The organism is Mediterraneibacter flintii (assembly GCF_055387595.1).
The window spans coordinates 1,418,399-1,443,085 of the sequence record NZ_AP031405.1 but is presented as its reverse complement, the minus strand read 5'-3'; the positions used below and the strand labels follow the sequence as shown (position 1 = coordinate 1,443,085).

At 43.7% G+C, this 24,687-nt stretch carries 20 protein-coding genes; 5 read left to right on the top strand and 15 right to left on the bottom strand.

Annotated elements, in window-relative coordinates:
- Positions 1–64: 64 nt before the first annotated feature.
- The 7 genes from hisA to ACZ5C4_RS06835 form a co-directional block, all read right to left on the bottom strand.
- Entirely contained in the window at positions 65–832 is a 768-nt protein-coding gene (gene hisA, locus ACZ5C4_RS06865; protein ID WP_464520339.1) for a phosphoribosylformimino-5-aminoimidazole carboxamide ribotide isomerase, read from the bottom strand.
- Positions 833–872: 40 nt separating this feature from the next.
- The gene (locus tag ACZ5C4_RS06860) at positions 873–1,436 is read right to left on the bottom strand and encodes a histidine phosphatase family protein (RefSeq protein ID WP_464520338.1); all 564 of its coding nucleotides are present in this window, start codon (positions 1,434–1,436) and stop codon (positions 873–875) included.
- 225 nt (positions 1,437–1,661) lie between these two features.
- Positions 1,662–1,979, bottom strand: coding sequence for a hypothetical protein (locus ACZ5C4_RS06855; RefSeq protein ID WP_464520337.1), 318 nt, complete (start codon positions 1,977–1,979; stop codon positions 1,662–1,664).
- 192 nt (positions 1,980–2,171) lie between these two features.
- Positions 2,172–3,020 carry a sigma-70 family RNA polymerase sigma factor gene (locus ACZ5C4_RS06850; protein WP_464520336.1) on the bottom strand — a complete coding sequence of 283 codons (849 nt, stop codon included), beginning with the start codon at positions 3,018–3,020 and terminating at the stop codon, positions 2,172–2,174.
- Between the two features lie 15 nt (positions 3,021–3,035).
- Positions 3,036–4,988 (bottom strand): fructose-1,6-bisphosphatase, encoded by a 1,953-nt coding sequence (locus ACZ5C4_RS06845; RefSeq protein WP_464520335.1) that lies wholly within the window; start codon positions 4,986–4,988, stop codon positions 3,036–3,038.
- Between the two features lie 32 nt (positions 4,989–5,020).
- Positions 5,021–5,779 carry a 4-hydroxy-tetrahydrodipicolinate reductase gene (dapB, locus tag ACZ5C4_RS06840; RefSeq protein ID WP_464520334.1) on the bottom strand — a complete coding sequence of 253 codons (759 nt, stop codon included), beginning with the start codon at positions 5,777–5,779 and terminating at the stop codon, positions 5,021–5,023.
- 108 nt (positions 5,780–5,887) lie between these two features.
- Positions 5,888–6,523, bottom strand: coding sequence for a single-stranded DNA-binding protein (locus ACZ5C4_RS06835; RefSeq protein ID WP_464520333.1), 636 nt, complete (start codon positions 6,521–6,523; stop codon positions 5,888–5,890).
- Positions 6,524–6,733: 210 nt separating this feature from the next.
- Between ACZ5C4_RS06835 and typA the strand changes: the two genes are divergently transcribed.
- From typA to hpf, 3 genes are all read left to right on the top strand, one after another.
- On the top strand, positions 6,734–8,560 hold the full coding sequence (typA, locus tag ACZ5C4_RS06830) for a translational GTPase TypA (protein WP_464520332.1): 1,827 nt from the start codon (positions 6,734–6,736) through the stop codon (positions 8,558–8,560).
- A 66-nt stretch (positions 8,561–8,626) separates the two neighbouring features.
- Positions 8,627–9,238, top strand: coding sequence for a transporter (locus tag ACZ5C4_RS06825; protein WP_186875098.1), 612 nt, complete (start codon positions 8,627–8,629; stop codon positions 9,236–9,238).
- A gap of 85 nt (positions 9,239–9,323) precedes the next feature.
- Entirely contained in the window at positions 9,324–9,881 is a 558-nt protein-coding gene (gene hpf / locus ACZ5C4_RS06820; protein ID WP_464520331.1) for a ribosome hibernation-promoting factor, HPF/YfiA family, read from the top strand.
- Positions 9,882–9,939: 58 nt separating this feature from the next.
- Here the strand turns inward: hpf and ACZ5C4_RS06815 are convergent, their stop codons facing one another.
- Positions 9,940–10,596, bottom strand: coding sequence for a YigZ family protein (locus tag ACZ5C4_RS06815; RefSeq protein ID WP_464520330.1), 657 nt, complete (start codon positions 10,594–10,596; stop codon positions 9,940–9,942).
- 242 nt (positions 10,597–10,838) lie between these two features.
- On the opposite strand from ACZ5C4_RS06815, the gene ACZ5C4_RS06810 reads away from it, so the two are divergent.
- Positions 10,839–13,484, top strand: coding sequence for a transglycosylase domain-containing protein (locus tag ACZ5C4_RS06810; RefSeq protein ID WP_464520329.1), 2,646 nt, complete (start codon positions 10,839–10,841; stop codon positions 13,482–13,484).
- Positions 13,485–13,612: 128 nt separating this feature from the next.
- Here the strand turns inward: ACZ5C4_RS06810 and ACZ5C4_RS06805 are convergent, their stop codons facing one another.
- The 4 genes from ACZ5C4_RS06805 to ftsH all read right to left on the bottom strand — a co-directional run bounded on the left by ACZ5C4_RS06805 (position 13,613) and on the right by ftsH (position 19,896).
- Positions 13,613–14,551 carry an ROK family glucokinase gene (locus ACZ5C4_RS06805; protein WP_464520328.1) on the bottom strand — a complete coding sequence of 313 codons (939 nt, stop codon included), beginning with the start codon at positions 14,549–14,551 and terminating at the stop codon, positions 13,613–13,615.
- A gap of 10 nt (positions 14,552–14,561) precedes the next feature.
- The gene (gene hprK, locus ACZ5C4_RS06800; protein WP_464522311.1) at positions 14,562–15,491 is read right to left on the bottom strand and encodes an HPr(Ser) kinase/phosphatase; all 930 of its coding nucleotides are present in this window, start codon (positions 15,489–15,491) and stop codon (positions 14,562–14,564) included.
- A gap of 452 nt (positions 15,492–15,943) precedes the next feature.
- The gene (gene uvrC, locus ACZ5C4_RS06795) at positions 15,944–17,797 is read right to left on the bottom strand and encodes an excinuclease ABC subunit UvrC (protein WP_464520327.1); all 1,854 of its coding nucleotides are present in this window, start codon (positions 17,795–17,797) and stop codon (positions 15,944–15,946) included.
- A gap of 92 nt (positions 17,798–17,889) precedes the next feature.
- Positions 17,890–19,896, bottom strand: a complete 2,007-nt coding sequence (gene ftsH, locus ACZ5C4_RS06790; RefSeq protein ID WP_464520326.1) for an ATP-dependent zinc metalloprotease FtsH — start codon at positions 19,894–19,896, stop codon at positions 17,890–17,892.
- Positions 19,897–20,081: 185 nt separating this feature from the next.
- Between ftsH and ACZ5C4_RS06785 the strand changes: the two genes are divergently transcribed.
- Positions 20,082–21,560 (top strand): DUF1846 domain-containing protein, encoded by a 1,479-nt coding sequence (locus tag ACZ5C4_RS06785; RefSeq protein WP_464520325.1) that lies wholly within the window; start codon positions 20,082–20,084, stop codon positions 21,558–21,560.
- 50 nt (positions 21,561–21,610) lie between these two features.
- Here the strand turns inward: ACZ5C4_RS06785 and ACZ5C4_RS06780 are convergent, their stop codons facing one another.
- Genes ACZ5C4_RS06780 through ACZ5C4_RS06770 form a run of 3 tightly spaced genes read right to left on the bottom strand, consistent with a single transcriptional unit; the run spans position 21,611 to position 24,521 of the window.
- Complete coding sequence (locus ACZ5C4_RS06780) at positions 21,611–22,162, bottom strand: phosphatase PAP2 family protein (protein ID WP_464520324.1); 552 nt, start codon at positions 22,160–22,162, stop codon at positions 21,611–21,613.
- Between the two features lie 30 nt (positions 22,163–22,192).
- Complete coding sequence (locus tag ACZ5C4_RS06775) at positions 22,193–23,140, bottom strand: tRNA dihydrouridine synthase (protein WP_464520323.1); 948 nt, start codon at positions 23,138–23,140, stop codon at positions 22,193–22,195.
- Between the two features lies 1 nt (position 23,141).
- Positions 23,142–24,521 carry an MATE family efflux transporter gene (locus ACZ5C4_RS06770; RefSeq protein WP_464520322.1) on the bottom strand — a complete coding sequence of 460 codons (1,380 nt, stop codon included), beginning with the start codon at positions 24,519–24,521 and terminating at the stop codon, positions 23,142–23,144.
- Positions 24,522–24,687 lie beyond the last annotated feature (166 nt).

The following is a 24,687-nucleotide window of genomic DNA, read 5'->3' as shown; positions in this document are numbered from 1 at the left end:
TACGCTACATTTTATCACTAACGATCGCCTAATTCAACCAATTCATAACTTGTTCATAATTCCTTTACAGCTTTGCAATAATGTGATAAGGGACTTTTCCTCCAAACAAGTCCAGCGCACTCCCTATGGTAAAATCCAGCCTGCCTTCACATTCCTTTTCAAATTCTTTTAACTCCTCCATGCTTGCAATACCTCCTGCATAAGTAACCGGACAGGAGGTATGTTCTTTTAATATACGTACCAGTTCTCTGTCAAATCCTGCCGCTTTTCCTTCCACATCTACTCCATGAACCAAAAACTCATCACAGCTTCCAGCAAGGCGGTACAGCACCTGCTCCGATAATATTACATCGGTAAATTTCTGCCACCTGTCTGTCACAATATAGTAGTCTTTTCCTTTTCTGCGACAGCTTAAATCCAAAACCAGACGCCTTTTTCCAATTTTTTTCACCAGCTTTTCCAGATTCTCCTGGTGGAATTTTCCTCCCGAAAACACATAAGAGGTAACAATCACATGACTTGCCCCGGCTTCTATGTAATCTGCCGCATTCTCCTGCGTAATTCCCCCGCCTATCTGCATGCCTCCGGGATAGGCGCGAAGCGCTGACAGCGCCTGCTGTTTTGACGCTTCAAAATATGCGGACTCCTTGGAATTTAAAAGAATAATATGCCCGCCCTTTAATCCGTCTCTTTTATATAACTGCGCATACCATGCAGCGCTTTGTTCTGAGGAAAAATTCGTCACCGCTTCATTTCCCTCGTCTTTTAAGCTTCCCCCGACAATCTGTTTCACTTTTCCGTTATGTATATCAATACATGGCCTGAATTTCATTGCTTTCTCCTTTTCCCTCTAGATTAAACCTGTCACTATATTAAGTCGTATGAATCATCTGCTCTACCGTAAAAGAATGATTTTCAAAGGTAAGCTGTACAATTCCGCAATTACCAATAAAACGATATTCCGCGCCGTCCATATAGGAAATTGCTGTCAAAAATCTTTTAATCGCCATACCGTGTGTTACCACAAGTATTGTATTTCCTTTTTCAGATTCAGCAATTTCTTTCATAGTATGATATATACGTTCGGTAAAAGCATCTAGATCTTCTCCACCGAATTGTACAAAATAATCGCCATAAGGATACGATGGATTTTCACAATTCGGTGTTGCTTCTTTTGTTCCCAGATTGATTTCTTTTAATCCTTTAAGACGCTTGTAAGGCATATCAGAAATTAATTCAGCAGTGTCACAGGCTCTCTCTGCCGTAGAACTATATACGGAGTCAAATTGAATATGGCGGTTCACAAACCAGGATTTTGCTGCCAATGCCTGCCGGATTCCTTCTTCTGTTAAAGGCGAATCGCTGTATCCCTGATTCGCGTCCATCACATTGAATAAAGTCTGCCCATGCCGCATTAAATAAATTGTTTTCACCATTGCAAATCCTTTCTATATTTCTATACATTATATCACGACATTAAAATACCGTCATTTCTTTTTGTAACCAGGAGAAACAAAATTTCCTATACGTTCAACGCGACACCTCGGACAGGTCACGGCAAAGCCGTTCGCTGTCCGTCGTCCGGCAAATGCTTACTCGTGCAAGCACAGCAACCCCTTTCCGGACTTATCGCACAAAAAATAGAAGGGGTAGCTCCCCTTCTATCGGTTTTCCTCTGTTGTTTTTTCCACACCGTTATTTTCTGTCATGTCATCAGCCGCTTTGTCCACGTCATCTGTGATGTCGTCTGTCACATCATCTACTCCGTCAGTCACATCATCTACGGCATCGTTGACAATCCCGTTGCCCTTGTCAGATTTATCGTCTGTATCTGTTCCCTTTGTTGCATCATTTACATTGTCCTCTGTCTTTGTCTGATCTGCGCCATTGTCTGCATCTTTTTCACTGCCGCATGCCGTCGCTGTACTTAATACTACCGCGCAGAGAGCAAGAAGCAGAAATTTTTTCATTCTTTTCATAAGAATCTCTCCCTTTCCATAAAATATTGTGTCCCTTAATTTGCAGGACATGTATGTTCTACTGTCCTTTAGAGTATACCTTATCGGGCGAAGCCCGCCTTCCCGAAGGGAATGTATTACGGTATGTCTTTTAGGGTATAACATTAATATCCACACAAATTTCCTTGTTTATGCATCAGGAGAAAACTTTTTTTATTTTACGCCTTTTCTTAGCTTTTCCATAGCGCGCTCTTCAATCTGCCGCACCCGTTCTCTGGTCACATGCAGTACCTTTCCTACCTCTTCTAAAGTGCATGCTTTCCCGCCTTCCAGGCCAAAACGCATTTTTATGACTTCCTGCTCTCTTGGGCTGAGCATATTCAACAGTTCTTTCACTTCTTCTTTCTGTACAAGAAGATTCATTGCTTCCTCCGGAGTCTGCTCTGCCTTATCTTCCACCAAATCTGACAGACTGGTATCCCCTTCTTCCCCTATAGGGGTTTCCAGTGAAACTGGTGTCTGAAGGTAACTTAAAATTTCTTTTACATATTCCTCTGTTTTATTCTCTAATTTCTGTGCAATCTCTGCCGCAGTTGCCTCTCTTCCCAGCTTCTGCTGGAGCTCTTTTCGGATTTTCTGGACTTTTTTCATGCTTTCTGCCACATGAACCGGAACACGGATCTCCCGCGCCTGCTCATCTAAAGCCCGCATTATTGCTTCTTTTATCCACCACGAAGCATAAGTGGAAAACCGGTTTTCCTTTGTATAGTCATATTTTTCCACAGCGCGCATCAACCCCAGATTTCCTTCCTGAATCAAATCCAGAAAGGAAAGCCCTCTTCCGGTATAATGCTTCGCTATAGAGACAACCAGACGCAGGTTTCCCTCCTCTAATTTTCTCTTTGCTTCTTTATCTCCCTGTGCACTTTTTTGCCCCAGCACACGCTCCTCTTCTTCCGTCAGAAGAGGAATCTGTCCGATTTCTTTTAAGTAGATTTTCAGAGGCTCTGTCGCTTCCACATCTTCTGGAATCGTAATCTCCTGCTCTATTTTGTCATCCATAAATCATAATCTCCATTATAATTTTTCCACAATTCTTCCGCTTCTATATGCCAAAAGAAGTGATTCCAAATCTTTCACTTGTTCCTTTAATTCTTTTCCAATATCTGTATCTCCTACAAGACGGCGTTCTAATACTCTTTTTACCACCATCATCTCAGAGTGTATATCACTTTCCTTTTGGATAGCCGCTTCTGTAGACTCAAAGGGCTCGTGCGCCACAAGAAGAAGCCCATAAGAATTGTAAATTAACGTATACCCTGCGATTCCGGTTTCTTTCTGATATGCCTTGGAAAATCCTCCATCGATTACCATTACTTTTCCATTACATTTGATCGGACTCTCTCCATCTTTTCTCTTTACCGGAACATGTCCGTTTACAATGTGTGCTTTCTCCGGATTCAGGCCAAATTCTTTCATAATTGTGTCCACAACCTGTTCATTTTCCAGAAGGAAATAGTATGGGTTCTTTTTTTCCACATGTGTTTCTTTCTCTGCCAGGAAATACCGTTCAAAGGTCGCCATCTTATTCTTTCCAAACAGCGGAGAATCCGGATGCAGCCAGATATACCACATTGCGTCTCTGCCGTTTTGCTTCTCCTGCTCATGTAAGGCAAAAAAACCTTTCCGTATATAACTGTCCAGAGCGTCGTATAGTCTCTTTCCTTTATACTTCTTTCCGAACAGCTCTACTTCTTTTAAGCTTCCATCTTCATTAAGAGGCACACAGCCATGATAGAGCAGATTATTGTTGTATACTTTATACAGACCTCCCTTTGCAAGAAGGAGCCGCATATGCTCCTGCAGCTTTTCACAGCCTGTAAATGCCCGTTCCAGCCGTTCCATAATATCCTCTTCTTCTTCACTTAACATATAAGGATTCTTAGGATCGATCGTAGGAAAATTGGTATCCAGCAGTCCGTACTCTTTTCCATCCAGCATAATGGTACCTTTTTCATAATTGATTTTATCCAGAAGCGCACGCTCTTCTAAATGGAAGTCTTTCTGCTGGGCTATAATCTGCCCTTCTACCTTAAATTGAATGATAGAGATTGCCTTATGCATACGCAGATCCATCTCCATCTCCGCTTTATTCGGTTTCTCCGGCCCCTTTAATTTAAAACAAGTACATGGATCATCCTGATACGTCCGAAGCGCAAACGTAGCCAGCGGCAGAAGATTGATTCCATATCCATCCTCCAGAATATCCAAATTCCCATAACGCGCACAGATACGTATCACATTAGCAATACACCCTCTTTGCCCTGCTGCGGCCCCCATCCACAGCACGTCATGGTTTCCCCATTGTATGTCCAAAGAATGGTAAGTTGCCAGCTTGTCCATAATAATATGCGGCCCTGGCCCTCTGTCATAAATATCGCCTACGATATGTAAATGATCTACAACCAGCCGTTGAATCAGCCCTGAAATCGCCTCAATAAATTCTTCTGCTCTTCCTATGCGGATAATCGTCATAATAATCGAATTATAATAGGACTCTTTGTCATTGATCTCTGCTTTCTCTGTAATGAGCTCCTCGATTACATAGGCAAAATCCTTAGGCAGTGCTTTTCTTACTTTGGACCGAGTATATTTACTCGCTGCACGCTTGCTTACTTCGATCAGGCGGTATAAATTAATCTTATACCAGTCCTCCATATTGCTTTCTGTTTTCTTCACCAGCTCCATCTTTGCTTTTGGATAATAGATCAAGGTGGCAAGAGACTGCTTGTCTCTTGAACTTAAAGTATTACCAAAGACATCATCGATCTTTCTTCTGACAGAACCTGAACCATTTTTCAAAACATGGGCAAATGCTTCGTATTCTCCGTGAATGTCTGTAAGGAAATGTTCCGTTCCTTTGGGCAGGTTTAAAATTGCCTGCAGGTTGATAATTTCCGTAGACGCTGCCGCAATCGTAGGATATAAATCCGACAGTCTCTCCAAATATTTTGTCTCCAGCTCTTTCATGGATTCCTCCCTAATATAAAACCAGTTATCTGTTAAAACGCAATCACATCTCCCATGTCATACATGCCGCTTGTCTTTCCCTTCAAAAACTTTGCCGCCTCCACTGCGCCCTTTGCGAATACGCTTCTGGAATATGCTGTATGCTTAAACTCAATCACTTCATCTGTACCCGCAAAAAACACTTCGTGCTCTCCTACAATCGTTCCTGCTCTCACAGCAGAAATACCTATTTCTTTGCTGTCCCGTTTTTTTCTCGCCTGGCTTCTGTCATAGACGTAGGTATATGCATTGTCCAGCGCCTCATTCATGGAATCTGCCAGCGCCAGAGCTGTGCCGCTTGGTGCATCCAGCTTCTGATTATGATGTTTTTCCACCAGCTCCATATCATATCCGGCAGGAGCCAACACTTTTGCTGCTTCTTTTAACAATTTCAACAATAAATTGATCCCCATAGACATATTTGCAGACTTTAATACCGCAATCTTATGAGATACTTTATCCACCTTCTCTAACTGTTCTTCGGAAAGTCCAGTTGTACACAATACAACGGGCAGCTTCTTTTCCTCGCAGTAGTCCAGTAACGCATCTGCTGCCTTTGCATTGGAAAAATCAATCACCACATCGGCTTTAACATCACACGTTTTGATGTCCTCAAACACCGGATATTCATTCATTGTCTCTGTGTATGTGTCGATTCCCGCTACAATCGCTGCTTCTGCATCACTCTTCACGATTTCTGTAATCATTCTTCCCATTTTCCCATTGCAGCCATGTAAGATTATTTTAACCATATTTGCTCCTCCTTATGTTCCGGTGTCTGTATTCACCGATACTGTCAAAAAAAGGATACCACATTTGAGTTCTTTCCTCAACATTGATATCCTTTTCACAAATAGGCTCTATTCTTCTTCGTTTAAACATTCCAGCTTGCTGACAGACACTTCATATGCTGTCCTTACTTCTGTCTCTGTTTCTGATAATTTTTTTACATAATCCCTGCTCTGAATCCGCCCAAGCACCTGCACATGCTCTCCCACTTCGAATCCAGATGCATACCTTGCATTCCTCCCCCAGCAGATACATGGAATATAGTCTGATTTTCCGTAGGGGCGGTTTACCGCAAGTAGCAAATCCGCAATCTCTCTTCCTAGAGGTGTTTTTCTGTAAACCGGCTTTTTGCAGATATATCCTTCTAAAAGAATATAGTTTGTCTTAGCGCCGTCTGGTTCTTCCTCAATGAATTCTACTTCTCTCGCAAACACAGACAGCACCAAGCGATTTTTCTGTTCCTCATGGCGGTTATAGGAGCGAAACTGTCCGGATACCATAATAAAGGCCCCTCTGTAGTCCTGTGTCACATCAATCAATCGTTCTGAAACCATAAGCGGAATCCGGTCATTTGAATTACTTAAGCGTCTGACCAGAACATCCACCATATAGAAGCCCTCCCCGAACACTTCGTGGCTGTATGTAAATGTAGAAGCCACCTCGCCTATAATTGTCACCTGGTTGTTCTCAATAATCTTATCTGACATAATTTGTAGTTCTCCCTTCCTCTGTTTGGTATTTTTGAGTCAATACTAAGTTTATGAAGGGTATCTCTTATTTAGAACAGATATACCTTAAGAATCCTTCGACAAAAAGAGCCAGTCTTTTTATCCCCCTTGTAAATTTTCTATTTTATGATAGAATAATACAGTTGTAAAAATAAAACCTGAATATTGGATAAAGAAAGAGTGTTATTTATGAAAACAAAACGTGAAGATATTAGAAATATTGCGATCATCGCCCATGTAGATCATGGTAAAACTACCCTGGTGGACGAGCTGCTCAAGCAGAGTGGTGTTTTTCGTGAAAATCAGGAGGTTGCGGAACGGGTCATGGACTCCAATGATATTGAACGGGAACGTGGAATTACCATTTTGTCCAAAAATACTGCTGTATTTTACAATGGAGTGAAAATCAACATCATCGATACCCCCGGACATGCCGATTTCGGAGGAGAAGTCGAGCGCGTGCTGAAAATGGTAAACGGTGTCGTCCTGGTAGTTGACGCCTTTGAGGGAGCTATGCCACAGACAAAATTTGTATTGCGCAAAGCACTCGAACTAAATCTTCCAGTGATTGTCTGCATTAATAAAATTGACCGTCCGGAGGCAAGGCCTGACGAGGTCATCGACGAAGTGCTGGAATTATTCATGGACTTAGATGCTTCTGATGAACAGTTGGACTGTCCTTTTGTCTATGCTTCCGCCAAATCTGGCGTTGCCGTTCTGGACTTAACGGATGATGAAAAGGATATGAAACCTCTCTTTGAAACGATTATCGACTATATTCCAGCTCCCGAAGGAGATCCGCAGGCTCCTACCCAGGTGCTTATCAGTACCATTGATTATAATGAATATGTGGGCCGCATTGGTGTCGGCAAAGTCGACAATGGTACTATCGCCGTCAATCAGGAAATGCTACTTGTCAACCACCACGATCCAGATAAACAGGAAAAAGTAAAAATCAGTAAGCTCTATGAATTCGATGGTCTGAATAAAGTAGAAGTAAAAGAAGCCGGTATCGGATCCATTGTCGCTATCTCCGGTATTTCTGACATTGCTATCGGGGACACGCTCTGTTCTCCTGAGAATCCACAGGCGATTCCGTTTCAGAAAATATCAGAGCCTACTATCTCTATGCAATTTATCGTCAACGACAGTCCTTTTGCAGGACAGGACGGGAAATATGTCACCTCCCGCCATATCAGAGAGCGTCTTTTCAGGGAGTTGAACACAGATGTCAGCCTTCGCGTGGAGGAGACGGAAAATGCGGACAGCTTCAAGGTATCAGGCCGCGGCGAGCTCCATCTGTCTGTCCTGATAGAAAACATGCGCCGCGAAGGATATGAGTTTGCAGTCAGCAAGGCAGAGGTACTTTATAAAACAGACGAAAATGGGAAAAAGTTAGAGCCAATGGAGCTTGCCTATGTAGATGTGCCCGAAGAATTTACTGGAACCGTAATAGACAAATTAAGCCAGCGAAAAGGAGAGCTTCGAAATATGGGCGCCTCAAATGGAGGCTACACCCGCCTGGAATTTTCCATTCCCGCCCGAGGACTGATTGGATACCGCGGCGAATTTTTGACTGACACAAAGGGAAATGGAATTTTAAATACGACCTTTGACGGGTATGCTCCCTATAAAGGGGATATTCAATACCGGAAGCAAGGGTCTCTTATTGCCTTTGAGACAGGCGAATCTGTAACTTATGGATTGTACAGCGCCCAGGAACGTGGTACATTATTTATAGGGCCCGGTGAAAAAGTATATGCGGGTATGGTAATCGGACAGAATGGAAAGGCAGAGGATATTGAGCTAAACGTCTGCAAAACCAAGCATCTTACAAATACTCGCTCTTCCAGCGCTGACGAAGCGCTTCGCCTTACTCCGCCGCGTATTTTAAGCCTGGAACAGGCGCTCGACTTTATCGATACAGACGAGCTTCTGGAAGTAACTCCTAAATTTCTGCGGATTCGAAAAAAAATTCTGGACTCCAGAATGCGTAAGCGCAGCAATCTGAAATAAAGCTCTGCACGTTTTCGCTTCGCCATGCCGCGTCCGCAAAAGACAGTTGATGAAAGGAAACTCTTTATGAAAAAATATGCAAAAGCATTTCTCAAAAGTCTGACCACTGCCTTGGAATATATTATTGCGGCGCTGCTGGCAGGCGGAATCATCATTATGATCGTGCAGGTGGTGGGAAGCTTCAGCCACCTGACAGACATCAGTAAATATCCAAATTACGAAGATCTACTCACCGTATGCTTCAATTTAATCATCGGTGTAGAGATGATTCGTATGTTGTACCTGCACACACCGATAACCGTTTTCGAAGTCCTTCTTTTTGCGATTGCACGGCAGGTTATCATCGATCACTCTTCTCCTGTCAACAGCCTGCTCGGTGTAATCGCCATTGCCATTTTGTTTGCGACCAGAAAATTTCTCTTTGTAACCTTTGACGAGGCGGAAAAAACGATCTTTCGCGCCAATCAGAAAGTACGACATGTCAATCGGCTCATCCATGTAAATATTCCATATGAAAATGACGAAACTCTGTTGGATGTAATCACAAAAAAATTGAAAGAGGAAGATACAGAAATTGGAACAGGCGCATGTACGTATTTTTCTGATTTTGGTCTCCGTGTTGCCAAAATTACAGATGGAAAAATCACCCGAATTGAAGTGATTCGTTCTATACATTAGACAGGTTTCATGCTATAATATCTACATAATACAAACAGATTTTTTCTTTCTGCTTGTATAATATGAACAAAAGGAGTTGAGCAGCATGAATTTTATTATCAGTGGTAAAAACATTGAAGTGACTCCCGGATTAAGGGATGCCATCGAACAAAAATTAGGAAAACTTGAAAGGTATTTCACTCCTGAAACAGAAATTATCGTAACTCTCAGTGTGGAAAAAGAACGTCAGAAAATCGAAGTCACGATTCCTGTCAAAGGAAACATCATCCGTTCCGAACAGACAAGCAATGACATGTATGTGTCTATCGATCTTGTCGAGGAGGTAATCGAACGTCAGCTTCGCAAATACAAGAACAAGTTAGTTGCAAAAAGTCAGGGACATCCTACCGCTTCTTCCTCCGGAAATAATTTTAAAAAGGAATTTTTTGAATCTGAGGAAGATTCCATCGAGGATGATGAAATCCGCATCGTAAGAACAAAACGCTTTGGCATCAAGCCAATGTATCCAGAAGATGCATGTATTCAGATGGATCTTCTCGGACATAGCTTCTTCGTTTTCTGCAACGCTGAAACAGAAGAGGTAAATGTCGTATATAAACGTAAAGATGGTTCCTTTGGTCTGATTGAACCAGAATTTGCATAAGAAGATGAAATATAGTAAAGAAGCCGGATCTGCTTACGCTGATCCGGTTTTTTGTTTCTTACTCCTCTTCTAATATTTCTGTCTTTTGATTCACTTTAGCAAACCAGCATGTCCCGATTCTCTCTATCTGTGCTTTCCCGTTCGTCCCCTCTGTAATCTCAAAGCGCAGTCTCTTTTCTCTTTCTTTTTCCTCTAAAGCAATCAGCTCCACCTGTTCTGCATAGCTTGTTTCTATCACAGGCACGCTGTCTTTTCCCAGAATATACTGAATTTTTCCAAGCCCATTATAATCTGTTCGGATTTTTAGTTTAAATCCTTTTATTTTGGTAATAATCGTACTGTGAGCAAGCCCCTCCTTACATGCAGAGGAATATGCCCGTACGAGCCCGCCTGTTCCAAGAAGTGTTCCGCCAAAATACCTTGTCACCACAACCAATACATTATATAATTTTTGTCCCCTGATTACCTCGAGGATCGGCTTTCCCGCAGTGCCTCCTGGTTCTCCGTCATCACTAAACCTCTCTGTCACCTGTTCTGTTCCAATTACATATGCCCAGCAGTGGTGTCTTGCATCCCAGTACTGCTTCTTTATGTTTTCTAAGGCTTCTGTCGCTTCCTCTTCAGAGGAGACCGGAAATACCGCTGCAATAAAACGGGATTTTTTCTCTGTAATTTCCGCAGAGGCTCCCTGATATACTGTCTGATAACGTTCCAAACTACCAACCTCATTTCTTTTCTGCTATTAACACTATACCAGACTTGAAAAAAACTACAAGAATTTCTTAAGATTTACTTAGAAATGTGAAGATTTTATTTTTTTCTTTATTTAGATTGGCAAATTTGCTATAATCATAAGAGTGATTCTACACGCCGGAATATTTTCGGCGTCTCATCGTCACAGACGGTTGTTTCTGTCTGTGTTTTATCGCCCCCAGGCGTATATAAGGAGGATTTGACATGAATTACGGAAAAGAGAATCTTTCCAAGAGGAAGAAAAATATCTCTTCTAAAAAGAACATGAAGAAGAAACGGGTAGGTGTCCGGGTATTTAAGTCAGTAATCATCTGTGTGCTTCTTATCGGTATTATCGGCATAGCCGGAGCCGCTTTTTTTGCTAAGAAAATCATAGATGATACACCGAAAGTCACTCCCGCAGATATTAAGCCGCAGGGATATACCACTTTTGTATATGCTAAGGACGGTACGGAATTGGAACAGTTCAAGGAATCCGGATCCAACCGTGTGTATAAGACAATCGATGAAATTCCAGAATATCTGGCAAATGCTTTTGTCGCAATTGAGGACGAGCGATTTTATGAGCATAACGGAATCGACTTGCAGGGAATTTTAAGAGCCGCTGTTGTCGGGGTTACTTCCGGCGGTGATTTTTCACAAGGAGCCAGTACTTTAACCCAGCAGCTTATCAAAAACAATGTATTTCCTAATTTTACAGAAGAGAAAACTTTTTATGACCGGTTGGAAAGAAAGCTGCAGGAGCAATATCTCGCCGTTGAGATTGAACGGCAGATGAGCAAGGACGAAATTTTGGAGTCCTACATGAATACGATCAATCTGGGACAGAGTTGTCTGGGAGTTCAGGCAGCCTCCAAACGGTATTTTAACAAGGACGTCTCAGAGCTGACACTCTCTGAATCCACAGTGATCGCAGGTATCACGCAGAATCCTACTTACTATGATCCTGTTACAAATCCGGATCACAATGCCAAACGGCGGGAAGAGGTTCTGCAAAAAATGCTGGATCAGGAATATATTACACAGGCAGAATATGAGGAAGCCCTGGCAGATCCAGTATATGAACGTGTACTGCAGACAGCGCCGGCTTCTGATGCAACCCCTTACTCCTATTTCTCTGATGCCTTGGCTGAACAAGTCATCCAGGATTTAATGGATAGAAAAGGCTTTACGGAGACACAGGCGCACAATGCTTTGTACAGCGGCGGGCTTACCATTACAGCAACCCAGGATCCCACTATACAGCAGATCTGTGATGAGGAAGTAGCAAATGTAGGCGATTATCTGGGCGTATGGGAATACGGACTTGATTATGCGCTGACAATCACCCGCGCAGATGGTACAGTGGAAAACTACAGTAAAGAAATGCTTGGAGAGTATATCGGCTCTGCATGGGGACGCGAATATCCTCTGGTATTTTATTCAGAAGATGAGGCAAACAGTGCTATCGCCGAATATAAAGGTACTTTGAATATTGCGGAGGGCGATATCGTAGATGAACGGATTGATATTACACCACAGCCGCAGGCTTCTGTCGTTCTGATGGATCAGTATACAGGAGAGATAAAAGCAATTGTCGGAGGACGTGGGGAAAAGAAGGCAAGTCTTTCTCTGAACCGTGCCACTGACTCTCCCAGACAGCCTGGTTCCTGTTTCAAGGTTCTCTCTACCTATGCTCCTGCATTGGACAGCGCAGGTTATACACTTGCAACTATGATTGACAATAAAGGGCCGTTTACCTACAAGGACGGCAATAAGGCAAATAACTGGGACAACGTATACCCAGGACAGTCCACTGTCCGCTACGCTATCGAACATTCCATCAATGTCTGCGCCGTAGAGACTCTGACTGCAATTGGTGAACAGACAGGCTATGACAAGCTGATTGATTTCGGATTTACAACATTGGTAGACGGCAATGATGACAACTATCCTAACATGACAGATGTACAGCAGGCTACTGCATTAGGAGGTATCACACGGGGTGTCTATAATACAGAGATGACCGCCGCTTATGCTTCTATCGCAAATAACGGTGTATATACAAAGCCCATTCTGTATACGCAGGTACTTGACCATGACGGAAATGTCCTGCTGGACAATACAACACCCGATACACATCAGGTACTCAAGGATTCGACTGCAGCCCTCCTTACCAGTGCTATGAAAGACGTTATCGAAAAGGGTACCGGTACTCCGGCAAGGTTGAACAGCATGCCTGCTGCCGGCAAGACAGGTACGACCGAGAACAGTACAGACTTGTGGATCTCTGCTTATACTCCATATTATACCTGCTCTGTATGGGGTGGATATGATGAAAACAAACCGATGGACAGTATCAGTCAGTCCTGGCATATGACGTTGTGGAAAAATATTATGGATCGTGTCCACGAGGGACTGGAGTATAAAGACTTTTCAATGCCGTCCTCCGTAGAACAGAAAACAATCTGTACGAAGACAGGACTGCTGGCAGTAGACGGTTGCCCTTCCCTGACCGAATATTTTGCAAAGGGTACAGTTCCGACACAGAGCTGTTCCGGACATAAGTCAGAATCTGATGATTCCGAGAAAGATAAGGACGATGATAAGGACACCTCTGATACCGGTGATACCAACAACGGAGATACAGGAAACGAAACCGGCGGCAGTGATTCCGGTGGTGAAACTGGTGGCGGCGACTCCGGTGGCGATACTGGCGGTGGTGACTCTGGCGGTGGAACCGGTGGCGGCGATTCCGGTGGCGATACTGGCGGCGGAGACTCTGGTGGAGGAACCGGCGGTGGTGACTCTGGTGGAGGAACCGGCGGTGGTGACTCTGGCGGTGGTTCTGGAGAAGGAACCGGACAATAGACCGTTTCTATTTCTAATAATATATGACTCATGCAAAAACCTCCTGACGGTAAATCCGCCAGGAGGTTTGTCACCTATTTATATAACTTTTTCAGCGTGCAAAGCATACTACTTACTGTATATTCATCCTAAATGTCATCCATCATCAATTTAGCTGCTCCGCAGATACCTGCGTCATTCCCCAGTTTTGCCAGCACAAATTTCACATTTTTATTTGCAAAGAAGGCATGTTCTCTGTATGGTCCCTCAATGAATGAGATGAGTATTTCTCCTGCCTTTGACACTCCGCCGCCGAGCACAATCACTGCCGGATCTGTCACCGCTGCAAGATTTGCCAGTCCCCAGCCCAAATATTCTCCAAACTGAGTCGCAATCTCCTGCGCCGCTTCATCTCCTGCTTTGACCGCATCAAATACCTCTTTTGCGGAAAGTGTTTTCTCACGCAGCACTGTATGTTTCTCAAATGTCTGCAGCTTCTTTTTCGCCAGACGCACGATTCCGGTAGCCGAAGCGTACTGCTCCAGGCATCCATGATTTCCGCAGCCACAGCTATCTGTCTCACTGTAATTCACACAGATATGTCCTATTTCTCCGCCGGCTCCATGTGCTCCTGTTAATATCTTCCCATTTACAATCACTCCGCCGCCTACTCCGGTTCCCAGCGTTACCATGATAAGGTTCTCTTCTCCTTCTCCGCCGCCTTTCCACATTTCTCCCAGGGCTGCCACATTCGCATCATTTCCAGCTTTTACTTTCAGGCATGTCAGTCCTTCCAGCTCTTTCTTCACTTCCTTATACTTCCACCCCAGGTTTGCGCTTCCATTGACGACTCCGTCTTCTGTCACAGGAGCAGGCACGCCTACCCCAATCCCTATGATTTCTGCTTTCTGTATGCGGCGCTCTTCCATTTTTTTCAAAACTGCTTCCGCGATGTCAGGAAGAATCGCCTCTCCTTCCTTTTCTGTGCGGGATACAATTTCCCACTTATCCAAGATCGTGCCATCTTCCCCAAAAAGTCCTATTTTTACTGTAGTTCCGCCGATATCTACTCCGAAACAATATCTCATGTCTGCTCTCCTATCTTTTTTTTGCCAGATTTTCCTGCACACGTTTATACAGCTCCTGCGCGGCATTGTAACCCATTTGTTTCTGTCTGTGGTTGACTGCCGCAGATTCTACGATAATGGCAAGATTCCTGCCCGGGCGAATTGGAATGCTGTGGCATACAACTCTGTTCCCAAGAAATTCCGTATAATTTTCTTCCAATCCCAAACGGTCATATTCTTTTTCTCTGCTCCAATCCTCCAGTGTAATCACCAGATCAATGTTCTGTGTCTCCCTTACACTTTGAACACCGAACATAGATTTCACATCCACAATTCCAATTCCCCGCAATTCAATGAAATGTCTCGTGATGTCTGGAGCCGAGCCTACCAGAGTATCGTCGCTTACCTTGCGGATCTCCACCACGTCGTCTGTGACAAGACGGTGCCCTCTTTTAATCAATTCGAGCGCCGCTTCACTTTTTCCAATTCCGCTTTCTCCCATAATCAAAACTCCTACGCCGTAAACATCTACTAATACGCCGTGAATAGAAATACAGGGAGCCAGTTTTACATTCATCCAGCGGATAATTTCTGCCATAAAATCAGAAGTCTGCTTGGACGTTGTCAAAATCGGAGTATCTTTCCTTTCTGCTTTCCTTAGCAGCTCCTCATCTGGTTCCAGATTCCGACTGAAGACAATACATGGAATCTGATGAGAAAGCAATTCCTCATACATTCTGTTCTTCTTTTCTTCTGTCAGCGTCTGTAAATATGTGTATTCTACATACCCGATTATCTGTACACGATCCGAATCAAAATGGTCAAAATATCCTGCAAGCTGCAGCGCTGGACGGTTAATATCAGGTACATGCACCTCCTTATCTGACAGACTCACATCTGGAGTAAGATTCTTCAAATCCATCTTTTCGGCAATTTCACTCAATTTAATACCTTGTCCCATTACTCTCTCCTTTCTGACGCTGCCCCTCGTTTCGGGGTAGCTCCTCGCGCTCAGTTCGACTTTGCTTCGCTTCGTCTCACTGTTCGTTGCACTCTCATAGATTCTGGATGACACCGCCCCGTCTGCTCCGCACCCGGTCGTTGTCTTCCCGATTCTGCCCCTCGTTTCGGGGTAGCTCCTCGCGCTCAGTTCGACTTTGCTTCGCTTCGTCTCACTGTTCGTTGCACTCTCATAGATTCTGGATGACACCGCCCCGTCTGCTCCGCACCCGGTCGTTGTCTTCCCGATTCTGCCCCTCGTTTCGGGGTAGCTCCTCGCGCTCAGTTCGACTTTGCTTCGCTTCGTCTCACTGTTCGTTGCACTCTCATAGATTCTGGATGACACCGCCTCGTCTGCCCCGCAGCCGGTCGTTGTCTTCCCGATTCTGCGCTCGTCGCTATGCGTTCATTATATCATTTATGAAAAAAATTGTATACGGATTCTGCGGCTTTTTCATTCATAGAGGGAATGGCGGCAAGCTCTTCTTTCTTCGCAGCCCGAATAGCGTCAAGACTCATATAATGCCGTATCAGCGCCTTTCTTCTGGCGGGGCCGATCCCTTCAATATCGTCCAGTATAGAATGTACCTGTCCCTTTCCTCTTAACTGACGGTGAAATTCAATCGCAAATCGGTGCGCTTCATCCTGAATCCTTGTAATCAGCTTAAAGCCTTCTGAAGATTTGTCAATCGGTATTTCTTCATTATGATAATACAGCCCTCTTGTTCTGTGATAATCATCTTTTACCATCCCGCAGACAGGAATATGCAGATGCAGGCTCTCCAATACCTCTAACGCAATATTAACCTGGCCTTTTCCTCCATCCATCAATATCAAATCTGGAAATACTGTAAAGTTCCCAAACTCTTTATTTTCTCTGCGTTCCTTCAATCCATGTGTGAATCTGCGGGTCAGCACTTCCCGCATACTTCCATAATCGTCTGCTCCCTGAATCCCTTTTATCTTAAACTTCCTGTAGTCGTTACGCTTCGGTCTGCCTCTTTCATATACAATCATGGAGCCGACCGATTCAAACCCATTCGTATTGGAAATATCAAACGCCTCCATCCGACTGATGCTGTCTAATCCAAGCAATGCCGAAATCTCCTTCACAGCGCCGATAGTTCTTCCTTCTTCCCGTTTCAGCCTTTCCTTATCTTTATCCAAAACAAGGCGCGCATTATTTGCGGCCAGTTCAACAAGCTTTTCTTTCGTACCCTTTTTAGGAACCCGTATAGAAAGCTTCTGCCCTCTTTTTCCACTCAGCCATTCCTCTATCAGCTCTTTGTCCTCTATCTCTTCGGGCAGCATCAATTCCCCTGGAATGAAAGGCGTTCCTGCATAATACTGTTTAATAAAGCTGTCTAAAATGCTGCATTTCTCTTCTCCCTTTGAAATCCTGAGATAGAAATGCTCTCTTCCTATAAGGCGTCCTCCTCGGATAAAAAATACCTGTACTACTGCGTCTTCTTCCTCTGTGGCGACTGCGAGAATGTCTCTGTCTTCCCCGCTGCTGTCTGTGATTTTTTGCTTCTGTGCTATTTTTTTTACACTATTTATAAGCTCTCTGTATTCAATCGCCTTTTCAAATTCCAGCTCTTCCGAAGCCGTATTCATTTTCTCTTCCAGTTCTTTTAATACGCCTTCATAATTTCCATTTAGGAAACGGATGACTTCGCTTATCGACTTTCCATATTCCTCCGGCGTAATATACCCCTGACATGGAGCGTCGCACTGCTTAATATGATAGTTCAGACAAGGACGTTCTTTCCCTGTATCCTTAGGCAAATTCCGATTACAGCTTCGGACATGGTACAGCCTGTGCAGCAAATCGAGCGTATCTCTTACAGCCTGTGTGCTGGAATACGGCCCAAAATACTTTGCCTTATCCTTCTGCATTCTCCTCGCCAGCATGACTCTGGGATACGTCTCATTTATCGTCACTTTAATAAATGGATACGCCTTGTCATCCATCAACATCGTATTATATTTCGGACGATGCTCTTTAATCAGATTGCATTCCAGAACCAGTGCCTCCAGCTCCGAATCGGTCACGATATACTCAAACCTGCGTATATGCGTCACCATTTGTTCGATCTTAACTCCTTTATTTCTGCTGCTCTGAAAATATTGACGCACCCGATTCTTCAGACTAATCGCCTTTCCTACATATATAATATTGTCTCTCTCATCGTGCATAATGTAGACGCCCGGTTTTCCCGGCAGTTTTTTTAATTCTTCTTCAATGTTAAAATTCGTATTTTCCATGTCTTTTATTATACTTTCTTTTCCTTTTCAAGACAAGAACTACTGCGATAAAACGGCATAGCCGATCTTTCTTCAGCTATGCCGTTATTCCTCTATATATCCGCAGACTTCATTGTGATTCTTCCTTCCTGCTCTGTCTCTTCTTTATCTTCCGTCTGCATTTTGTTTTCCTCTGTTTCTTCAATTCCTTTTACTTCGCGGAAAATCTGCATAAATTCCTTACCGGTGATTGTCTCTTTTTCTATAAGGAAGTCTGCGATCTTATCCAGCGCCTCCCTGTTTTCTTTGAGCAGCCTTTTTGCCTCCTCATATGCAGCCTTCAGCATTTTCATCACTTCTGCATCTATCTCGGCGGCTGTAGCATCTCCGCAGTTTAAGACTGGTCTGCCGTCTAAATAACGGTTCTGTATCGATTCTAAGCCAATTAAGCCGAATTTCTCTGACATACCGTACTGTGTTATCATTGCCCTTGCAATCTTTGTCGCCTTCTCAATGTCATTGGAGGCCCCTGTCGTCACCGTATCGAATACAATCTCTTCTGCAGCGCGCCCTCCGAGTGAGACAACCAGCATCGCTTCCAGTTCTTTCTTTGTATTAAGAAATTTCTCTTCCTCCGGCGTCTGCATCACATATCCCAGCGCTCCCATTGTTCTGGGCACAATCGTAATTTTCTGCACCGGCTCCGTATTCTTCTGCAGCGCTGTCACAAGTGCATGTCCAACCTCGTGATAGGACACGATCCGGCGCTCTTCTTTGCTCATAATACGGTCTTTCTTTTCTTTGCCGACTAAAACAACCTCTACTGCTTCAAAGAGATCCTTCTGGCTGACTACCTGTCGTCCATGCTTTACCGCATTGATCGCCGCTTCATTAATCATATTTGCCAAATCAGAACCCACTGCTCCAGATGTCGCCAGTGCAATCGCCTCTAAATCTACTGTCTCATCCATCTTTACATCCTTCGCATGTACTTTCAGCACATCGATTCTGCCCTTTAAATCTGGCTTGTCTACAATAATACGCCTGTCAAAACGTCCCGGACGCAGAAGCGCAGGATCCAGGACTTCCGGACGGTTCGTCGCCGCCAGGAGAAGCAAGCCTTTGTTCGTATCAAATCCGTCCATCTCTGCCAAAAGCTGGTTCAAGGTCTGCTCTCTTTCATCATTGCCACCCATCATTGTATCTCGCGTCTTACCGATCGCATCAATCTCGTCAATAAATACAATGCAGGGTGCCATCTGCTGTGCCTGTTTAAATAAGTCGCGGACTCTGGACGCGCCAACTCCTACATACATCTCTACGAATGCCGAGCCTGACAGGGAGAAAAACGGAACCTTTGCCTCTCCGGCAACCGCTTTTGCAAGCAGCGTCTTTCCTGTTCCCGGAGGCCCTACCAAAAGTGCACCCTTTGGCAGCTTTGCTCCAATTCCGGTATATTTTCCTGGATTATGCAGAAAGTCCACTACTTCCTGAAGGGATTCTTTTGCCTCGTCTTGTCCTGCCACATCCTGGAACGTCACGCCGGTTTCTTTTTCCACATAGACCTTGGCATTACTCTTGCCAATTCCCATCATACCGCCGCCTTTGGATACACGGCGCATCAGGAAATTAAAGAGAACAACGAGCATCAAAATTGGTATCACCAAAGTAATAAAAAGCTCAAACAGCATCGAAGAAAGGGTATCCGGAATTTTGGCGCTGAATTTTACACCTGCTTTTTCCAGGCGTTCCGTTAATCCTTCATCATTTACCACGCCTGTGTAATAGTCCGGATCCTTTTGCCTATTTCCATTTCCTTTTACGCTTTCTTCCAGTTGATTGACCAGATTACCTGTCCCACTGTCTTTTTGTGCTTCTTCCTTCTTTGTCTCTTCCTTTAGTGTGATATAAATTCTGGAAGTATCGATTGTGACTTCTTCTACTTTTTTGTCATCTACCAGCTCCAAAAATTTATCATAGCTGATTTCTTCTGGATTATTATCCTGCATCAGCGAATACAACCCCAGCACTATAAAAGTGACCAGCAGTGTCGTGACGAGAATAACGCCCCAACCCTGCCGGTTATTCTTGGGATTTTTATTATTATTCTGATTGTCCATTCTTTGCCTCCTAAATACAACTAAAGCAGGGAAAGAACAACGTATGTCCCTTCTGCTGCAACGCTATTATCATTATAAATACAGGCCACCCATAAATCAATAAAAAGATTATGAAAATATTGTAAAACCATACTATTTTATAGTATACTGGTTACGAAATATGTCATGGATTGGGGAATAGAAAAATGAAAATTGGTTTTGATAATGAAAAATATCTAAAAATGCAGTCTGAACATATCCGTCATCGGATTGACCAGTTTGACAACAAGCTGTACCTGGAATTCGGAGGCAAGCTCTTCGACGACTACCACGCTTCCAGGGTACTTCCTGGTTTTGCCCCGGACAGTAAGCTGCTTCTTTTAAAGCAGTTAAGTGATCAGGCGGAAATCGTTATCGCTATCAGTGCGAAAGATATAGACAAAAATAAAATACGCGGTGATCTTGGAATTACGTATGATTCCGATGTGCTGCGTCTGATGGACTCCTACAAAGATCAGGGACTGTACGTAAGCAGCGTCGTTATTACCCAGTTTTCCGGTCAGGACGGAGCTGTCTTATTTAAAAACCATCTGGAAAATCTAGGAATCCCTGTTTATCTGCATTATAATATAAACGGGTATCCTTCCAATATTCCGCTGATTGTCAGCGATGAAGGCTATGGCAAAAATGAGTATATAAAGACAACACGTCCTCTCGTCATTGTCACAGCCCCAGGACCTGGAAGCGGCAAAATGGCAACCTGCCTTTCCCAGCTCTATCACGAGCATAAACGCGGAATCCATGCGGGCTATGCCAAATTCGAAACATTTCCGATATGGAATCTGCCTCTTAAGCATCCGGTCAATCTTGCCTATGAGGCCGCAACCGCTGACTTAAATGATGTCAACATGATCGATCCTTTTCATCTGGAAGCTTATGGGGAAACGACCGTCAATTATAACCGCGATGTAGAAATATTTCCTGTATTGAATACCATGTTTGAAAAAATTTATGGTAAAAGCCCTTATAAGTCACCTACCGATATGGGGGTCAATATGGCAGGGAATTGTATCTGTGACGACGCAGTCTGCCGAGAAGCCTCCTGTCAGGAGATTATCCGCCGTTACTATGCCTCTTTAAATTCCTTACTTAAGGGAACCAGTACAGAGGAAGAGGCACAGAAAATTGAACTACTGATGAACCAGGCAGGTATTAACATACAGGATCGCAAGGTCGTGGGAGCAGCATTACAACGTGCAAAAGAAACAGGCGGCCCTGCTGCTGCAATGGAATTAGATAACGGAAGAATTATCACCGGCAAAACGACGAACCTATTGGGAGCTTCCGCTGCTCTCCTGCTAAATGTATTAAAAGAGCTTGCCGGCCTGGATCATGAGCTCCACATTATCTCTCCGGAATCCATTGAACCGATCCAGAAGCTGAAAGTAGATTACTTGAAAAGCAAAAACCCCAGACTCCACACTGATGAAGTCCTGATTGCGCTATCTACCAGCGCTGCATTGAGTACAGATGCACGTCTTGCCTTAAGACAGCTTCCTAAATTAAACGGCTGTCAGGCACACACCTCCGTCATGCTCTCTGATGTAGACATTAAAATTTTCAAGAAACTCGGTGTTCAGCTTACCTGTGAAGCAATCTACGAGACAGATCAAATTTATCATTAAAAAGAATACCCGGAATCTAATATTTGTATTTATCAGATTCCGGGGTTTTTTTATTTTCCTGTCTTTCTCTTTTTTTCCATTATAAATTCCATTACCTTCCACGCCGCCCATCCTGAGAAAATTCCAATCAACACTCCTGCCATCACATCCGTCGGATAATGTACGCCTACATACAGCCTGGATAGTGCTATCATTCCTGCAAAAACCAGCGCACAGATACCGTACCTTCTAGGTATAGTTCTGTATAGCGCCATCGCTCCGGAAAATGCTGCACAGGCATGTCCTGAAGGGAACGAAAAATCATGTTGGCGTTCAATCAGCAGATGGAGTCCTTCGATCGCTTCATAGGGACGTATTCGTGCTATTACATTTTTGAGAATCACATTCGTTATAACCGCGCCAAATATAAGAGCAAGTAAAACCGCCGCCCCTGCCTTCCTGGTTCTTTTAAAAATCAAAAGTAGCACGCCTATTAATATCCAAATAAATCCGCTGTCTCCTAAATGAGTCACTGTACTCCAAAATCCATTCATCCAGTCTCTGCGAAGATATTCCTGTATAAACAGAAGAATATTTTCGTCTATCTGTATTAATACTTCCATCTTTCTCCTTACTGTTCAAAATTTCCTTTGTCACTGTGTCTGACGTCTGATTTCCTGTTCTGTGAACAACGCTTCCACTGCCTCCTCATATGCATGAAAATATACAGATTTTTTTATCTTTTTTGCATACTTTTTTGAATCTGTAAATAAGGGAGCAAGATATGTCCACAGCTCCTTCATTTTAAAAAGTACCGTTTTTTCTCCGAACAAGACTTTCTGATAATTTGTATATATCTGGTCATGGAATTGCTTTAGTTCTTCTTTATCCAAATATTTTCCTCCTTGTGCCTCCCGCATTAGCGAGGGATTCATAAGAATCCCCCTGCCGCACATCATACACTCTAAGTCTGGAAACTGCTTTCTTATTCTCCGTACATCCTCCTTAGTAAAAACATCTCCATTATAGCATATTTTATTCTGCCTTTCTGTCCATGCTTTTTCAAATGCCGCTATATCCGGCTTATTTCTGTAAAAATCTTTCTGCACTCTCGGATGTATAATCAGCTCTTCCATAGGATATTGATTATAAATTTTAAGAAGCTCTGCAAATTCTTCTGAAGTTTCTACTCCAAGTCTTGTTTTAATAGAGATTTTCAGCGGGCAGCTACAAAAAATCCGTTCCAAAAACTGCTGAAGCTTCTCCGGAAATCCCAAAAATCCAGCTCCCCTCCCTTTTGTCACAACAGTGCGGGAAGGACAGCCTAAATTTAAATTCACTTCTTCATATCCATATTCTGCTAAGCGTTTTGCCGTACTTAAAAAATCTTCTACGGAATTTGTTAGTATCTGCGGAACCGCATACATTCCCTTATTATGTTCAGGAAGAAGATCCTGCTTCTCCCGCGCACTGAAATGCCCTTTCTGATTCGGGCTGATAAACGGAATAAAATATTTGTCAAATCCTCCAAAACAGTCATGTACCGCATTCCTGAATATATACCCCGTAATCCCCTCCAGAGGAGCCAAATAAAACTGCATTTTATTCTCCTTTCCCAAACGGGAAATATGTTCCGCCGTCTAGTTTCTTCATCAAAACGCATGCCACTACAGCAGCCAGCAATTCTGCAATCGGAAAGCTTATCCAGATTCCTGCTGCTCCGACAAAACCGGACAGTATAAACCCCAGAGGCAGAATAATCACCAGCTGTCTGAGTAAAGAAATAATAAGAGACTGCATTCCTTTACCCACTGCCTCAAATACACCGCATGCGATAATTCCCATAGAAGAGACTAAAAATCCTAAGGATATCAGTCGCAATGCCAGTGTTCCAGCACTTAAAAGCTCTGCGTCTGCCTGGAACATTCCCAGAATCATTTTCGGGAACCCTAAAGATAAAATCGTGCCAATGAGCATGAGCACTGCCGCTGCAAAGAGACTGTAACGGATCGTCGTCTTTACCCTCTTAATTTTTCCAGCTCCATAGTTATAGCCAATAATCGGCCGCATTCCCTGGACAATTCCGTTTGCCGGCATGTAGATAAATGTCTGGAGCTTGAAATAAATACCGAGTACCGCCACATATACTTCTGACATACCCGCTAAAATTCCATTGAGCCCTCCTACTAAAATAGACGGCATTGTCATCATCAGGGAGGACGGAATACCTACCGCATAAATCTGTTTGATTAATTTCCAGTCAAATCGTATGTACTTAGGATGGATCACAACGCCGGGGTTCTTTTTCAGATATACAATAATGTAAAGCAAAAAGGCACTGATCTGCCCAATCACTGTAGCGACTGCTGCGCCCTTAACACCCATTTCGGGAAAGCCGAACATTCCAAAAATCAGAATCGGGTCCAGAATAATATTGATAATGCATCCAGCGCCCAGAAGAAACATTGTTGTTTTCATGGCGCCTACACCCTGATAGATTTTTTCCATCGCCACTTGTAAAAGTGCCCCGAATGAGACGCACAGCACAATATATGTATAGTCACACGCTTGTGCAAATACCGCTTCATCCTGTGTGAACAGACCTAAAAATGGTTTTGTAACTAGTATTCCTGCAATCACGAACAGAATACAGTGAATCCCCGTAAGCAATATCCCCATTGTCGCGGCCTGATTTGCTCTCTGCTGGTTTTTTTCTCCCAGGCTGATAGACAAGACAGAACTAATACCTACTCCTATCCCAACCGCAACAGAAACTACGATATTCTGAAGAGGGTACGCCAGAGAAACTGCCGTAAGCGCCTGCGTCCCCAGCCTTGACACATAGATACTGTCTACAATATTATACAGAGACTGTACCAGCATCGAGAGCATCATTGGAAGAGACATTCCCATCAAAAGCGGAAATATGTCTTTCGTACCCATTTTATTGTGATCTTCTTCTTTTTTTATCTCTGCTGCCATATCTATCCACTCCTTTATCTGAACAGAGTACAAAATTACTGAATCATAACAAAGTAGGCAAGCCCACTTCAACTCCCCTGCCCCTCACTCTCTTGAGGGGCTTGTCCACTTTGCGCGCCGCCGCAATACCGCAAAGCGGTAAAATTTCCTTATTGCGGCGTGCGCA